Source organism: Erwinia sp. Eh17-17 (assembly GCF_039675725.1).
Taxonomy (GTDB): domain Bacteria; phylum Pseudomonadota; class Gammaproteobacteria; order Enterobacterales; family Enterobacteriaceae; genus Erwinia.
In genome coordinates this window covers 737,636-752,152 of record NZ_JBDFQT010000001.1, presented here as the reverse complement: position 1 = coordinate 752,152, position 14,517 = coordinate 737,636, and the positions used below count along the sequence as shown (strand labels likewise).

At 53.3% G+C, this 14,517-nt stretch carries 13 protein-coding genes; 2 read left to right on the top strand and 11 right to left on the bottom strand.

Annotation, left to right across the window (positions count from 1 at the left end):
- Window positions 1–214: 214 nt before the first annotated feature.
- Window positions 215–913, bottom strand: coding sequence for an L-ribulose-5-phosphate 4-epimerase (gene araD / locus ABEH87_RS03320; RefSeq protein ID WP_346573878.1), 699 nt, complete (start codon window positions 911–913; stop codon window positions 215–217).
- Between the two features lie 404 nt (window positions 914–1,317).
- Here araD and osmB point away from each other — a divergent pair, with 404 nt between their 5' ends.
- On the top strand, window positions 1,318–1,536 hold the full coding sequence (gene osmB / locus ABEH87_RS03315) for an osmotically-inducible lipoprotein OsmB (RefSeq protein WP_346573877.1): 219 nt from the start codon (window positions 1,318–1,320) through the stop codon (window positions 1,534–1,536).
- A 53-nt stretch (window positions 1,537–1,589) separates the two neighbouring features.
- Here osmB and yciH read toward each other — a convergent pair whose 3' ends face one another.
- The 5 genes from yciH to pgpB all read right to left on the bottom strand — a co-directional run bounded on the left by yciH (window position 1,590) and on the right by pgpB (window position 5,306).
- A complete protein-coding gene (gene yciH / locus ABEH87_RS03310; RefSeq protein ID WP_346573875.1) occupies window positions 1,590–1,916 on the bottom strand; it encodes a stress response translation initiation inhibitor YciH in 327 nt (108 codons plus the stop codon).
- Window positions 1,916–2,632: an orotidine-5'-phosphate decarboxylase gene (gene pyrF / locus ABEH87_RS03305; protein WP_346573873.1), complete on the bottom strand. Its 717-nt coding sequence runs from the start codon at window positions 2,630–2,632 to the stop codon at window positions 1,916–1,918. Before pyrF ends, yciH begins: the two co-directional genes overlap by 1 nt.
- Before the next feature lie 259 nt (window positions 2,633–2,891).
- A complete protein-coding gene (gene lapB, locus ABEH87_RS03300; RefSeq protein WP_346573871.1) occupies window positions 2,892–4,061 on the bottom strand; it encodes a lipopolysaccharide assembly protein LapB in 1,170 nt (389 codons plus the stop codon).
- 6 nt (window positions 4,062–4,067) lie between these two features.
- Window positions 4,068–4,376 carry a LapA family protein gene (locus ABEH87_RS03295; RefSeq protein ID WP_346573869.1) on the bottom strand — a complete coding sequence of 103 codons (309 nt, stop codon included), beginning with the start codon at window positions 4,374–4,376 and terminating at the stop codon, window positions 4,068–4,070.
- Window positions 4,377–4,538: 162 nt separating this feature from the next.
- Entirely contained in the window at window positions 4,539–5,306 is a 768-nt protein-coding gene (gene pgpB, locus ABEH87_RS03290; RefSeq protein WP_346573868.1) for a phosphatidylglycerophosphatase B, read from the bottom strand.
- A gap of 226 nt (window positions 5,307–5,532) precedes the next feature.
- Between pgpB and ribA the strand changes: the two genes are divergently transcribed.
- Complete coding sequence (ribA, locus tag ABEH87_RS03285; protein WP_346573866.1) at window positions 5,533–6,123, top strand: GTP cyclohydrolase II; 591 nt, start codon at window positions 5,533–5,535, stop codon at window positions 6,121–6,123.
- Window positions 6,124–6,203: 80 nt separating this feature from the next.
- Here ribA and acnA read toward each other — a convergent pair whose 3' ends face one another.
- The 5 genes from acnA to topA all read right to left on the bottom strand — a co-directional run bounded on the left by acnA (window position 6,204) and on the right by topA (window position 14,147).
- Entirely contained in the window at window positions 6,204–8,885 is a 2,682-nt protein-coding gene (acnA, locus tag ABEH87_RS03280; protein ID WP_346573864.1) for an aconitate hydratase AcnA, read from the bottom strand.
- 557 nt (window positions 8,886–9,442) lie between these two features.
- Window positions 9,443–9,610: an AraC family transcriptional regulator gene (locus tag ABEH87_RS03275; RefSeq protein WP_346573863.1), complete on the bottom strand. Its 168-nt coding sequence runs from the start codon at window positions 9,608–9,610 to the stop codon at window positions 9,443–9,445.
- A 2-nt stretch (window positions 9,611–9,612) separates the two neighbouring features.
- The gene (locus ABEH87_RS03270) at window positions 9,613–9,771 is read right to left on the bottom strand and encodes a YmiA family putative membrane protein (RefSeq protein ID WP_346573861.1); all 159 of its coding nucleotides are present in this window, start codon (window positions 9,769–9,771) and stop codon (window positions 9,613–9,615) included.
- Window positions 9,772–10,273: 502 nt separating this feature from the next.
- Window positions 10,274–11,248 (bottom strand): HTH-type transcriptional regulator CysB, encoded by a 975-nt coding sequence (gene cysB, locus ABEH87_RS03265; protein WP_346573859.1) that lies wholly within the window; start codon window positions 11,246–11,248, stop codon window positions 10,274–10,276.
- Between the two features lie 298 nt (window positions 11,249–11,546).
- Window positions 11,547–14,147, bottom strand: coding sequence for a type I DNA topoisomerase (gene topA, locus ABEH87_RS03260; RefSeq protein WP_346573857.1), 2,601 nt, complete (start codon window positions 14,145–14,147; stop codon window positions 11,547–11,549).
- Window positions 14,148–14,517: the final 370 nt, after the last annotated feature.

The window sequence follows — 14,517 nt, the reverse complement described above, 5'->3', positions numbered from 1 at the left end:
CATGCTAAATGGGTGTTTGATTTTTAAGATAAAACAGCAGGATGAGTCATCGTTAAATGGCGACAATTAAAGGACAAGCGAGGCAAATGAAGGATGATGTTCGAAGAATGAGGTTGAGGAAATGCTGAGCAGAACGAGTAACGCGGCGTACTATTAATCAGGATTATCTGACACTAACACCGCAAAGACGGACGTCAGCGTCAGAATTTAGCCTCTATTTCTGGCCGTAATAGGCATTTTCGCCGTGTTTTCGCAGATAGTGTTTATCCAGCAGCACCTGCTGTACCGCAGGCAGGTCTGGCGTCAGTTGCTGGCTGAAGATGCCCATATAGGCTACCTCTTCCAGCACCACCGCGCTGTGAACGGCATCTTCAGCACTGCGGCCCCAGGCAAAAGGCCCGTGTGAATTGACTAGTACCGCAGGGATCGCCAGGGGATCGATGCTGCGCTGTTGCAGCGTCTCAATAATCACCTGCCCGGTTTGCCACTCGTAGCGCTCCCTGATTTCATCGTCGCGCATCTGGCGGGTACAGGGGATGGCGCCATAAAAGTCATCGGCATGTGTGGTGCCCCATGCAGGCAGATCTTTTCCCGCCTGAGCCCAGATAGTGGCGTGGCGGGAATGGGTATGGACAACCCCGCCAATCTGTGGCCAGGCGAGGTAGAGAGCACGGTGGGTATCGGTGTCGGATGAAGGACGTTTGTCACCTTCAATCACTTCACCGGAGTCCAGCGCCACCACCACCATATCGTCGCGCGTCATGGCATCGTAGCTAACGCCTGACGGTTTTATCACTATCAGCCCCTGCTGACGGTCAATAGCACTAACGTTACCCCAGGTGAAGGTCACCAGCCCGTAACGCGGTAACGCCAGGTTCGCTTCCAGTACCTGCTGCTTGAGTTGTTCCAGCATGCTGTTATCTCCAGTGTGGCTTCTGATTTATTGTCAGCGCCACGGGGATTTGCAGGTATGGAGACATTGGCTGGATCAGCGGGAGATTCCAGCTAAAGGTAAAATATTGCGCGCTGGTACGCGAGAAATAACCCTAAAAAATTAAGATTTTTTACCTGTGCTTATGTTCAGTAATATCTAAAAATGCGTTATGGCGTTACCTGACGTGATAGTGAGAGCACTCATCAAAGTCAGTACCCAACGTCCCGGAGTGGGACATCCTCCGATCGGGCGGCTTTTTGGACGGTATTTCACTGTTAAGTGAGATAAATCACCAGAAAAGTCGCCATATTCAGGTCGGGAATGCAGAGTACCCTCTATACTTTGTGAGTACCTCTGTTGCTGCATATAAAGGAGAAGTGATTATGTCAATTACTGCAAAACGCATTACCGCCGGTGTTCTGGCCGCTACGTTAGTTCTTTCCCTGAGCGCATGCTCAAACTGGTCTAAACGCGACCGGAACACCGCTATCGGCGCAGGTGCCGGGGCAATTGGCGGTTCGGTTCTGACAAACGGAAGTGGATTAGGCACCCTTGGTGGCGCAGCTGTAGGCGGGATCATCGGGCATCAGATCGACAAATAACAAAAACGCAGCGTAATATAGCGGGCCGGACACTGTCCGGCCCTGCCATAAAATCAGCCTCCGGCCAGTTTGACTCTGAAGCCTTTTGCCTCCAGCAGTGTTTTCAACAAATCCCGCTTGTCGCCCTGAATTTCAATCACGCCATCTTTAAGCGATCCGCCGCAGCCACACTTTTTCTTCAGTTCTGCCGCCAGCTTATTCAGTTCTGCATCATCGAGGTCGATACCCGTAATCAGGCAGACCCCTTTGCCTTTACGACCGCTGGTCTGGCGCTGAATACGCACAATGCCGTCCCCTTTTGGTCGCTGCACCGTGGCTTTCGGCTCGTCAATGCGGCCGCTGTCGGTGGAATACACCAGACGGCTGTTATCATCGGCCATTATGCCTCCTGCAGTGAATCAATAATGTCGCGCAGCGTGGCGGCGGGATCCGAGGACTGCGTAACAGGACGGCCGATCACCATATAATCCACCCCGGCCTGCTGTGCCTGCTGCGGGGTCATTATGCGGCGCTGATCGCCAGCTTCGCTGCCTGCCGGGCGAATCCCTGGGGTGACCAGACGAAAATCCTGGCCGATGGCCTGCTTGAAATGACGGGCTTCGTGTGCCGAACAGACCACGCCGTCAAGGCCGCACTGGTGCGTCAGACGCGCCAGTCTCTCGGCCTGCTCTGCCGGGGAGAGTTCAATTCCCAGCCCACGGAGATCGTCTGCATCCATGCTGGTCAGCACGGTAACGGCAATCAGCAACGGTGCCTCTTTGCCAAACGGCAGCAGCGCCTCACGCGCCGCATTCATCATCCGCGCCCCACCGCTGGCATGTACATTCACCATCCATACGCCGAGGTCTGCCGCCGCCGCCACCGCATGAGCCGTGGTGTTCGGGATATCGTGAAATTTCAGGTCAAGGAAAACGTCAAAACCGCGCTGTTGCAGATCGCGCACCCACTGAGGACCGAACAGGGTAAACATCTCTTTGCCAACTTTAAGCCGGCAGCTGGCCGGATCAATCTGGTCAACAAACGCCAGAGCGCGATTGCGGTCCGCATAATCTAACGCCACCACAATCGGTGAACCGGTAACCTGAGGTGAAAGCATGGAAGACCCTCTTTGAGTGGAGCACCGCATGGCGCAAACGATAAACGGCATGCATTCTACCTGTGGTGTGGCCAAATGTCCTGATCTACGTTGCAGCAACTGTCGCGACAGCCAGAGGATGTTGACCTTCAGGCGGTCGCTGCGCCGTTTCATTCTGCCAGGCGGGGAGGCGCAAATCTTGCTGGAACCATTAATTCTCAAAGTCATTAGTATGTTGTAACTAAAGTGAGGTGCTGTATCCGCAAAAAAATGGCCAGTGTTACTGGCCGTCGAGACCGCGAATGGGTTTGACTGAAGACCAGGCACGGCAGGAAGGACAATGCCAGTAAAGCGCGTGGGCGGTAAATCCACATTTATGGCAGCGATAGCGCGGCTTGGTGCGGATCTGCTCGCCTACCATATCGCGCAGTACCATCAGGCTCTCTTTTGCACGACCGTCTTCCGCTTCCTGAAGGTTAAAATCCATCAGACGGTGGAAAACACGCATGGTGGGGTGGCGTTGAAGCTGACGGGTGATATAGGTCTGGGCCACTTCTGCGCCCTCTTCCCGGTCAAGAATACCGGCCAGATAGAGCTCTGCGGCGGCTCCGGTGTTCTCCTCAACGCAGCGTTTCAAATAATCAGCCCATGCCTGCGGCTGCCCCAGATGCTGGTAACACCCTTCCAGCATCTCCAGCGTTTCGCTGACCAGCTCTTTGTCCTGTTCGATGACCCGCTGCAACAGCACGACGGCCTTACTGTACTCGGCTTTCGCCATATGGATGCGGCCCATCATGATCGACACGCGGGCGCTGTTACGGTCGGCTGACTCGCCTTTCTTGAGCAAGCCCATGGCACGGTCAAGGTCATCGCTGCTGATGGCCTGGAGCGCCAGCTCGCAGTAAAAGTGGGCGATTTCCATCTTCAGACGGTCTTTGCCCTGTTTTATCAGGCGCTCGGCCACTTCAATGGCGTTTGGCCAGTCGCTGGTTGCCTGATGGATGATCAGCAGCTGCTGAAGGGCACTGACGCGGAAATCCGTTTCATCCACCAGTTGACCAAACATCTGTTCGGCGCGGTCGTAGAACCCCGCAGCCATGTAGTCACGCCCAAGCTGCTGGATGGCCAGCAGGCGCTGGTCGTAAGTCAGGGAAGCACTTTCCATCAATGCCTGGTGAATACGGATAGCGCGATCCACTTCACCGCGAGAGCGGAACAGATTGCCGAGGGTGAGGTGCGCTTCTACCGTACCGCTGTCCTCTTTGAGCATATCAAGGAACAGATCGACGGCTTTGTCCTGCTGATTAGAAAGCAGGAAGTTCACCCCGGTCACATAGTCTCGTGACAGGCGGCTGGCTTCCTGTTGCTTGTCCTGTTGCGCACTTCTGCGCCCCATATACCAGCCATAGGCGGCGGCGACGGGGAGTAACAGAAACAGCAGTTCTAACATAGGTGATTATTCCTTGACGACAGGGGTCTGTGACGCGGTCACAGGTTCTACTGTCTGCCCCAGCTGCTGCTGAAGACGTTTATTTTTGCGCTGGGCGTTAGCCAGTGACACACGCACGCGCAGCCAGAACAGCCCGCAGATTGCCCAGCCTAACAAGAATCCAGCCGCAAACAGTGATGCCAGCAGCGTGGAAACACGGAATTCACCCTGCGCAAGCAGATAGTTAAAGGTCACGACCTGATCGTTATGCGCGCCCAGCGTGACAGAAATGACGAAAATCGCCAGAACCACTAAAAAAATCAGCAAATATTTCACAGTTCATCCCATACCCTGGTGTTAACCAGATGAATTATGCCAAAAAAATTAATCTGATGCTTGTTTAGATGTGATGGGAAACTTCGCGCACACCACACCCCCTGCTCTTCCCTGCCCCGTGGAGAGAAAAAATGATATGGGGGCAGGATAACCTCTTTACAATCAGGTGCTCTCGTTTTCGCGCTGCACAATTTCCTGTTGTTCCTGCGGCGGCACGGTTAACGGACCGCAGAAGCGCTGCGCCAGCCAGGTCGCCAGGCTGATGAATAACCAGCTTATCAGCGTGGCGATAATCAGATCGCGCGGCCAGTGCATACCAAGAACCAGCCGGCTGCCCATCACGGCTACCGCCCAGCCCATCAGCAACGCAATGGTCACGTAACGGCGACGCGGCCAGAGCAGCCCGACGCCCAGAAGCGCCCAGCTGGCGGCAAACATGGTGTGACCAGACGGAAACGCAAATCCGGTTTCAAACTCCCAGTGACTTTTTAACCAGTCTGGCAGCTGGCTGTCGCCTGCCAGAGAGTCGCGCACCATCATGCTGCGGCGATCGCGTTCCTGGTCATAAAACTGCTGCTCAGTGATGTTGTAGGTTTTGCCCAGCCACAGCACGTAGGGGCGCGGTTCCTGTACCTGCTCTTTGATAAAGCTTTTGGTGAACTGCCCTGAAAGCAGAGTGGCAACAATGATACCGAGCAGAAAAACGGCCGGTTTCCAGCGAAAGCGCAGGCACCAGAGAAACCAGGCGCAGAGAATAACGCTGGTCAGCACGCCCCAGGGGCTGGTGACGGTTTCAGTCATCCAGAACAGTAACTTATGGCCCCATCCCATCGGAACAGGTTGCCAGTGCCATCCTGACAGCCAGACCCCGACAGGCATGATTAATAACAGCAGCATGCCGAGGGTGGTACGTTTAAGGATATCTGCCATTTTTTCCCTTCAGAGTCGTGATATCACATTATCGAACTAAGATTAGCTTAAAAAATAATAACATAAGGATTGAGATAGCGATAATTGTACGCTATTAAATCAATCGCTCTAACGTGTTAACTGCCACGGGCACTGTTGTGGCAAAATAGCCGCTATTGTTTGCGTCAGTTCACTGACACTGCGTTATCAGATAATAGCGCAACACCTGAAGTTTCTGGAGAGTCACATGCAGCTTAAACGGGTGGCAGAAGCGAATCTGCCCACACCATGGGGTGATTTCCTTATGGTTGGTTTTGAAGAACTGGCAACCGGGCACGACCACGTTGCGCTGGTTTACGGCGATATTTCCGACAGTAAACCAGTGCTGTCGCGCGTCCACTCGGAGTGTCTGACCGGCGATGCGCTGTTCAGCCTGCGCTGTGACTGCGGTTTCCAGCTGGAAGCGGCGCTGGCGCAGATTGCTGAGCAGGGGCGTGGGATCCTGCTGTATCACCGCCAGGAAGGCCGTAATATCGGTCTGCTGAATAAAATCCGCGCCTATGCGTTGCAGGATAAAGGTTACGACACGGTAGAAGCCAATAACCAGTTAGGTTTTGCTGCCGATGAGCGTGACTTTACGATTTGCTCGGATATGTTCAAGCTGCTGGGCGTGCATGAAGTGCGTCTGCTGACCAACAATCCCCGTAAGGTAGAGATCCTCACCGAAGCCGGGATCAATATCACCGAGCGGGTTCCGCTGATTGTCGGTAGAAACCCTAACAACGCGCACTATCTGGATACTAAAGCGGCCAAGATGGGCCACCTGCTGTCTAAATAGACGATGGATAGCGTAAGAAAAACCCCGGCCACTCAGAGTGACCGGGGTTTTTTTATTGTCTGAATGGCGGTTCAGACCGGCTATTGCAGCATGTTACGAATAACGTAATGCAGAATGCCGTCGTTCTTATAGTAAGTCAGCTCGTTACCGGTATCGATCCGGCAGCGCGCATCCAGCACGTCTTTACTGCCATCTGCTCGCGTCAGCGTCACTCTCACTACTCCGCCGGGGGTAAGCTGCTGCAGATCCTGCACGTCTATCTGTTCATCCCCGGTGAGTCCGAGCGTTTTACGAGTCACACCCTGCGGGAATTCCAGAGGAAGGATACCCATACCAATGAGATTCGAGCGATGAATACGTTCAAAGGACTCGGCGATCACCACGCGCACGCCCTGCAGGCGTGGACCTTTCGCCGCCCAGTCGCGGCTGGAGCCTGAGCCATACTCTTTACCGGCGATTATCGCCAGCGGGATTCCCGCCTGCTGGTAGCGCATGGCCGCGTCATAGATTGCCATCTGCTCGTTACCGGGAATATAGCGCGTCATTCCCCCTTCCACGCCCGGCACCATTTCGTTGCGGATGCGGATATTGGCAAAGGTACCGCGCATCATCACCTCATGGTTGCCGCGACGGGAGCCGTAGGAGTTGAAGTCCGTGCGCTCTACGCCATGCTCCAGCAGATAACGCCCTGCCGGACTGTCGGCTTTGATACTGCCCGCCGGTGAAATGTGGTCCGTGGTGACGGAATCACCCAGCATCGCCAGAATGCGCGCGCCGTGAATATCGCGCACCGGTTTGGGCTGTTTTTCCATATCGTCAAAGAACGGAGAAAGACGGATATAGGTTGAGCTGCCGTCCCAGTCGTAGGTCGCGGCTTCGCTGACTTCAATCTGCTGCCATTCCGGCGTACCCGCGAACACTTCGGCATATTCCTTATGGAACATATCGGTCGATACCATCTGCACGGCTTGCGCAATCTCTTCCGGCGAAGGCCAGATATCTTTCAGATAGACCGGTTTGCCCGTGGTGTCTTCGCCAATCGGATCGGTTTGCAGATTCAGCGTCATATTGCCAGCCAGCGCGTAGGCCACGACCAGTGGCGGCGAAGCCAGCCAGTTAGTTTTAACAAAAGGATGAATGCGCCCCTCAAAGTTGCGGTTACCGGAAAGCACCGCCCCCACCGTCAGGTCACCCTGCCTGATGGCGCTTTCAATCTCGGCGGGCAGCGGGCCGGAGTTCCCGATACAGGTCGTACAGCCGTATCCCACCAGATTAAAGCCCAGCTTGTCGAGGTAGGGCGTCAGGCCCGCCGCCGCAAGATAGTCAGAAACGACTTTGGAACCGGGTGCCAGCGACGCCTTCACCCAGGGTTTAGGATGAAGCCCCAGAGTCACCGCTTTTTTCGCCAGCAAACCCGCCGCCATCAGCACGCTGGGGTTAGAGGTATTGGTGCAGGACGTAATGGCCGCAATCACCACTGCCCCGTCGTCCAGCTGGTGCTGCTGCTGCGTTTTACTGTCCTGATAGCTGACCGCTTTATGCGCTTTCTGCGCCTGATTGACCTCAAGTTCGTTACTGGCGCGGAATGCCGCCGGGACATCCCCCAGCACCACACGATCCTGAGGCCGCTTCGGACCAGCGAGGCAGGATTCGACTTCGCCCATATCCAGCGCCAGCGTGCTGGTGAAGACCGGTTCGTCCCCGGCGTTACGCCACAGCCCCTGGGCCTTGCTGTAGGCTTCAACCAGTGCGACCTGACGGGTGCTGCGCCCGGTAAGCTTCATGTAACCCAGGGTCACGGCATCCACCGGGAAGAAGCCGCAGGTAGCACCATATTCTGGCGCCATGTTGGCGATTGTTGCGCGGTCAGCCAGCGGCAGATCATCCAGCCCGTCGCCATAGAATTCGACGAATTTACCCACTACGCCGTGCTTGCGCAGCATCTGCGTGACAGTGAGCACCAGGTCAGTGGCGGTGATACCCGCCTTCAGTTTTCCGCTCAGCTTAAAGCCAACCACATCCGGGATCAGCATCGATACCGGCTGCCCGAGCATCGCCGCTTCCGCTTCGATGCCGCCGACACCCCATCCCAGCACGCCGAGTGCGTTGATCATCGTCGTGTGTGAATCGGTGCCCACCAGCGTATCCGGGTAGGCCATTTCAATGCCGTCCTGCTCTTCATGCCAGACGGCCTGGCCGAGATACTCCAGGTTTACCTGGTGACAAATACCGGTGCCCGGCGGAACCACGCTGAAGCGGTTGAACGCTTTCTGCCCCCAGCGCAGGAAAACGTACCGTTCATGGTTACGTTCCATCTCCAGGCGCACGTTCTCTTCAAAGGCATCGTCATCTCCGAAGCGATCGACCGTGACCGAGTGGTCAATGACCAGATCGACGGGCGACAGTGGATTGACTTTCGCCACGTCCCCCCCAAGACGCTTAACTGCTTCGCGCATCGCAGCCAGGTCCACGACGGCCGGCACTCCGGTAAAGTCCTGCATCAGCACTCGCGCCGGGCGGTAGGCGATTTCACGATCGGCATGAGCATCTTTCAGCCATGCAGCCAGCGCCTCAATATCCTGCGCCGTCACCGAGTCACCGTCCTGCCAGCGCAGCAGGTTTTCCAGCAGCACCTTCATTGATTTAGGCAGACGTGAAAGATCGCCGAGTTCGGCTGCGGCTTTGGCAAGGCTGTAATACTGATAGCGCTGGTCGTGGACAGTCAGCGTGTCCTGACTGCGTTGGCGTAGGGTCGTCGACATTGCTCCTCCATTGCGTATTATTTTAACCGTACCTTTATTTCCTGCAGAAGGCGGTAACAACCGCGCGCCCGCAATTAGGTAAGACCTTAGTCAATACAGGGTCTCATTAAACAATAGCACAAGCAAAACGCAACGTTTTGATAACAACACTAACTGACAACAGTTGAAACAAACTGAAAATTAAATGATAAAAAAACGCCCCGCGGTCATCACCAGCGGGGCGTTTTTTTTTATCAGGCAGAACGGATAATAATAGCGGTGATTAACGCACTATCATTCCAATCCAGACTGCGCTGGTCCAGAAGAGGGCAGAAAATGTCCAGGTGCTGAACCAGGTAATTTGGGTTAAGTTCATTTTTATTCTCCTTTTAGCCTGGTTTTGGCTAAAACTGCCATCTGAACCCTTTGCCGAAGCCGTGAGGGTAGGACCATTAAATGATGGATTAGCATCGGAATTGGGCGTCAAGCTGCCCTGACCATTGATTAGGCCTTAATGAGAATAAGAGCTGTTTTAATATTTAGTCTCAGCAGGAAGACCGGGGAGAGTTATATCCTGCTTATTTCGCTTTCTTATCTTCGAACATTGACTCAATAAAATTACGCTGCAAATCATTCAGATCCCAGGAGGCAGGAATAGCGCCATGGGTATCGTTTTTAGGTTTGCAGAAACGATTGTTCGTTTTGCGAACCTGCTGAGCTTTTTGCTCTGGATGTCTCAGGTGCATTATCAACCCCACATACGCCAGACAGATAGGCCAACCACTACCCAAAACAGTGCCGAAGCAGCGAATACCGTCAGCCAGGCCTTGCGTTTCAGATTGCTGTTACGCTCAACCTTGATGGTTTTGTCCCCGAATTCGGGTTGTACAGATAATCTAGTCGCCATAGTTTTTGATAATCACTCTCATTAAAAACGATTGTTTGAACCAATCAGAAATTAGGATGAATCCTAAACATTCTCTGTTGCAAAATCCAGTAATTTTTATTGAACAAAACGATTAAAAGGATTTATCAAGCATGAAAAAGATTAATTAAAAGTGCTAACTCAACCCGGCCCGGATAATTATCACTTAAGACAAATACCACCCTGTCAGTTCCACTTCAGATCCACTAATAAATAGAGAATCTTTTACTTAACCTCAGGGTACGGGCGTTCTTTACGACTTATAACTAGAGTATGAGAATCATCTGAACAGAGCGCAAAGAGAGGAAATGAAAAATGTGTTCTGATTCTCATTTAAGAAATAACAATCAAAGAACATGTGATACATGTTTCATTTACGAAAAAATAATCAACAGACGTTAATGATTGAAGTTATCGCTGGCAGCAAAAGATAAAAAAAGGGCCGCTGTGCGGCCCTTGACAAAAATAATCATTGCGAATGTGATTATTTTGCCGGCAGTTTTATATCTTTAAACATCGCTTCAATGTCTTCGTTAGAGCGTAACCCCACGGCCGTATCCACAACGTCACGCGTCAGATGAGGGGCAAAACGCTGGATAAAATCATACATATAGCTGCGCAGGAAGGTGCTGCGACGGAAGCCAATTTTGGTGGTGCTGAAGCTGAACACGTCGGTAGCTTCGATACGCACCAGGTCCGGATCGGAGACCGGATCGACCGCCATGCTGGCAATCACCCCAACCCCCAGTCCCAGGCGGACGTACGTTTTTATCACATCTGCATCGGTGGCAGTGAAGACAATACGCGGCGTCAGCCCGGCGCGATTGAAGGCAGTGTCCAGTTCTGAGCGGCCCGTAAAACCGAAGGTATAGGTGACTAACGGATAGTCAGCCAGCTCCTCAATCGAGACTTTGCTCTTCGCCGCCAGCGGATGATCGGGGGTCACGACGATGGCGCGATTCCAGTGATAGCAAGGCAGCATAATTAAATCGTCGTATAAATGCAGCGCTTCGGTCGCAATCGCGAAGTCAGCATTACCCTTCGATACGGCCTCAGCGATCTGCGTCGGCGACCCCTGATGCATATGCAGAGAAACGCGAGGATAGCGCTCAATAAACCCTTTGATCACGTTAGGCAGCGCGTAACGCGCCTGAGTATGCGTGGTGGCAACATACAGTGAGCCTTTATCAGGCCAGGTATGCTCTCCGGCAACAGATTTAATCGCATCCACTTTTGATAACACTTCACGAGCAATGCGGATGATCTCCTGCCCCGCCGGAGTGACCTGAGTTAAGTGTTTACCGCTGCGGGCGAAAATCTGGATACCCAGTTCATCTTCCAGCATCCGCACTTGTTTACTGATACCAGGCTGCGAGGTATACAGGCCTTCGGCCGTTGAAGAGACGTTGAGATTGTGATTCACCACTTCAACGATGTATCGAAGCTGCTGCAATTTCATTTTTCATTCCATCCAGGGTTTGAAACAACGCGCCGGACACCCGGCAGCAGAATCAGGCTGCAATCAGGTTCACGGTCAATAACCAAAATAACTGGAGTGGTGGCAAGGCGGTAAGTGCGCGGAACCACAGCTTCAGGCATGAGAGTTATAATGCGATAAAATAATAAGAAAGGCGTTATCTATAACAACTATATCAAAATAGTGGGATATGTATAGCATCGGAGGGGCAAAGCGTCAGGGAAGTGACAGCAGCAGCGAGCCGCACCGGGCGGCCCGCTAACAGGAGAAAGGCACCAAATTATTTCTTCGCGGTGACTTCCCATTTACCGTCAACAAAGAAGGCAGTCCAGCCGGTGGCTTTTCCGTCTTTTTCCGTGCTGACATACTGCTGTTTCGTCTTACGGCTGAAACGTACCACGGCTTTGTTGCCGTCCTCGTCCGTCGCCGGAGCATCCGCCAGGTAGCGCAGCTTTTCCGGTAAACGATCGCGGAAACGTTGCAGCTCTTCTACCTGAGGCGCACGGGTTTCGCGCGATTTAGGGAAGGTATTCGCCGCCAGGAACACGCCGGCAGCACCGTCACGCAGCACGAAATATGCGTCAGACTTCTCGCAAGGCAGCTCTGGCAGCGGCACCGGATCTTCCTTCGGCGGCGCGACTTCGCCATTGCGCAGAATTTTACGCGTGTTTTTGCAGTCGTCATTGGTGCAGGCCATGTACTTACCAAAACGCCCCATCTTCAGGTGCATCTCGGAACCACATTTCTCACACTCAACGATCGGACCGTCATAGCCCTTAATGCGGAACTCGCCCTGCTCTATCTCATAACCATCACATTCCGGGTTGTTACCACAGACGTGCAGCTTACGCTGAGGGTCAATCAGATAGCTGTCCATTGCCGTGCCACACTTCTGGCAGCGGCGACGGGCGCGCAGTGCGTTGGTTTCCGCATCATCTCCCTCAAGAATGTTCAGCACTTCATTCTCTGGGATCAGGTTAATGGTCTGCTTGCAGCGCTCTTTTGGCGGCAGTGCATAGCCAGAACAGCCGAGGAACACGCCGGTGCTGGCCGTGCGAATCCCCATCTGACGGCTACAGGTTGGGCAGTCAATTGAGGTCAGGATCATCTGATTAGGCTGCATGCCGCCCTCTTCAGGATCCTTCTCTGCCTGCGTCAGCTGGTCGCTGAACTCTGCAAAGAATTTATCCAGCACCGCCTTCCACTGCACTTCGTTTTTCGCGACTTTATCGAGATTATCTTCCATGTGCGCTGTGAAGTCGTAATTCATCAGATCGCGGAAATTCTCTTCCAGACGGTCGGTAACGATTTCACCCATTTTTTCCGCGTAGAAGCGACGGCTTTCCACCTTCACATAACCGCGATCCTGAATGGTCGAGATGATGGATGCATAGGTAGAAGGACGACCGATACCGCGTTTTTCCAGTTCACGCACCAGGGAGGCTTCGCTGAAGCGCGCCGGTGGTTTGGTGAAGTGCTGGCTGGGTACCAGCTGTTTGAGGCTCAGCTCGTTACCCACTTCCACCACTGGCAGGACACGATCTTCATCACCCTTACGCAGGGCTGGCATAACACGCGTCCAGCCATCAAAGCGCAGCGTACGCCCTTTCGCCTTCAGTTTGAAATCCGCCGCTTCAACGGTCAGCGTGGTGGAATCATATTGCGCTGGCATCATCTGGCAGGCAACAAACTGACGCCAGATCAGCTGATACAGCTTCTGCGCATCCGTTTCCATATCTTTCAACTGCTCGGACTGCACTTTGACATCGGACGGTCGGATGGCTTCGTGCGCTTCCTGAGAATTCTCTTTGCTGCTGTAGGCATTGGCCGCTTTCGGCAGATATTTTGCGCCGAATTCATCTTCAATATAGCCGCGCACCATGCTGACGGCGTCCTGGCTCAGGTTAGTTGAGTCAGTACGCATATAGGTAATATGACCGGCTTCATAAAGACGCTGGGCCATCATCATGGTCTTCTTCACGCCAAAGCCGAGGCGCGTACTGGCCGCCTGCTGCAGCGTGGAGGTAATAAACGGCGCGCCAGGCTTGCTGCTGGTCGGCTTATCTTCACGGTCAACGACAACGTAACGCGCTTTTTCCAGCAGGCTGACGGCGGCATGGGTCTGCTCGCTGTTCACCGGGCGGAAAGGTTTATCGCCCTGATGGGTCACCTGCATCGGCAGATCCACACCTTTTGGCGTGGTCAGGTCGGCATTAAGATCCCAGTACTCTTCCGGAACAAACGCTTTAATTTCACGCTCGCGCTCCACCACCAGCCGCACGGCAACCGACTGTACGCGGCCAGCGGAGAGACCACGTGCCACTTTTTTCCACAGCAGGGGGGAAACCATATAACCCACAACGCGGTCCATAAAGCGACGCGCCTGCTGGGCGTTTACACGGTCAATATTCAGTTCGCCAGGCTTATCGAACGCCTGACGAATCGCATTTTTGGTGATTTCGTTAAACACCACGCGGCTGTAGCGCGATTCATCGCCACCGATCACTTCCCGCAGGTGCCAGGCAATGGCTTCCCCTTCGCGGTCAAGGTCCGTTGCGAGATAGATATGGTCAGCTTTTTCAGCCAGAGCCTTCAGTTCGGCAACCACTTTTTCCTTGCCCGGCAGGATTTGATAATTCGCATCCCAACCGTGATAAGGGTCAACGCCCATACGGTTAACTAAAGCGGTCTTTTCGTCTTTTTTGACCTTTTTGGTGGTTTTACTGGTTGTAGAGTCAGCGCTCTTTTTAACTGTTGATCCACTTGTCGGCAAATCGCGGATATGACCCACGCTGGATTTAACCACGTAGTCATTACCGAGATATTTATTGATCGTTTTGGCTTTTGCCGGGGATTCAACTATTACGAGAGCTTTTCCCATAGTTACCTTTACCTGATTAAAACGTCCGAGAGTAAGTTGTGCCGTTTTTTGCCGTCACGTCTTGCACTAACGACAGGGTTATCGGGATTAAAAGAGACGACCCGGTTAACTTTCCATCAATTTCAGCACGAAAACGCTCGTTACAACACATTGATTAACGGTACTTTTTACCACCTGTTAAGCGAATATCTAACAAAGCGTAAAGTCTGTTTTACGCCCGGAACCCGAAACGCCCACACTCTACCTGATAAAATTCGATACGCAACTTAATTAGCATCAACCCCACATTTACGCCAGGAATGGTCGATAAAAGAGACAAGTTTATTCTCTCACTCACGATCCCGCAGGTCATGACAGCAACGGGTAATAA

Excerpts from the sequence above, each read along its gene's own strand:
- araD (WP_346573878.1), bottom strand. The coding sequence starts at position 913 with ATGCTGGAACAACTCAAGCAGCAGGTACTGGAAGCGAACCTGGCGTTA.
- osmB (WP_346573877.1), top strand. The coding sequence starts at position 1,318 with ATGTCAATTACTGCAAAACGCATTACCGCCGGTGTTCTGGCCGCTACG.
- yciH (WP_346573875.1), bottom strand. The coding sequence starts at position 1,916 with ATGGCCGATGATAACAGCCGTCTGGTGTATTCCACCGACAGCGGCCGC.
- pyrF (WP_346573873.1), bottom strand. The coding sequence starts at position 2,632 with ATGCTTTCACCTCAGGTTACCGGTTCACCGATTGTGGTGGCGTTAGAT.
- lapB (WP_346573871.1), bottom strand. The coding sequence starts at position 4,061 with ATGTTAGAACTGCTGTTTCTGTTACTCCCCGTCGCCGCCGCCTATGGC.
- pgpB (WP_346573868.1), bottom strand. The coding sequence starts at position 5,306 with ATGGCAGATATCCTTAAACGTACCACCCTCGGCATGCTGCTGTTATTA.
- ribA (WP_346573866.1), top strand. The coding sequence starts at position 5,533 with ATGCAGCTTAAACGGGTGGCAGAAGCGAATCTGCCCACACCATGGGGT.
- acnA (WP_346573864.1), bottom strand. The coding sequence starts at position 8,885 with ATGTCGACGACCCTACGCCAACGCAGTCAGGACACGCTGACTGTCCAC.
- ABEH87_RS03275 (WP_346573863.1), bottom strand. The coding sequence starts at position 9,610 with ATGCACCTGAGACATCCAGAGCAAAAAGCTCAGCAGGTTCGCAAAACG.
- ABEH87_RS03270 (WP_346573861.1), bottom strand. The coding sequence starts at position 9,771 with ATGGCGACTAGATTATCTGTACAACCCGAATTCGGGGACAAAACCATC.
- cysB (WP_346573859.1), bottom strand. The coding sequence starts at position 11,248 with ATGAAATTGCAGCAGCTTCGATACATCGTTGAAGTGGTGAATCACAAT.
- topA (WP_346573857.1), bottom strand. The coding sequence starts at position 14,147 with ATGGGAAAAGCTCTCGTAATAGTTGAATCCCCGGCAAAAGCCAAAACG.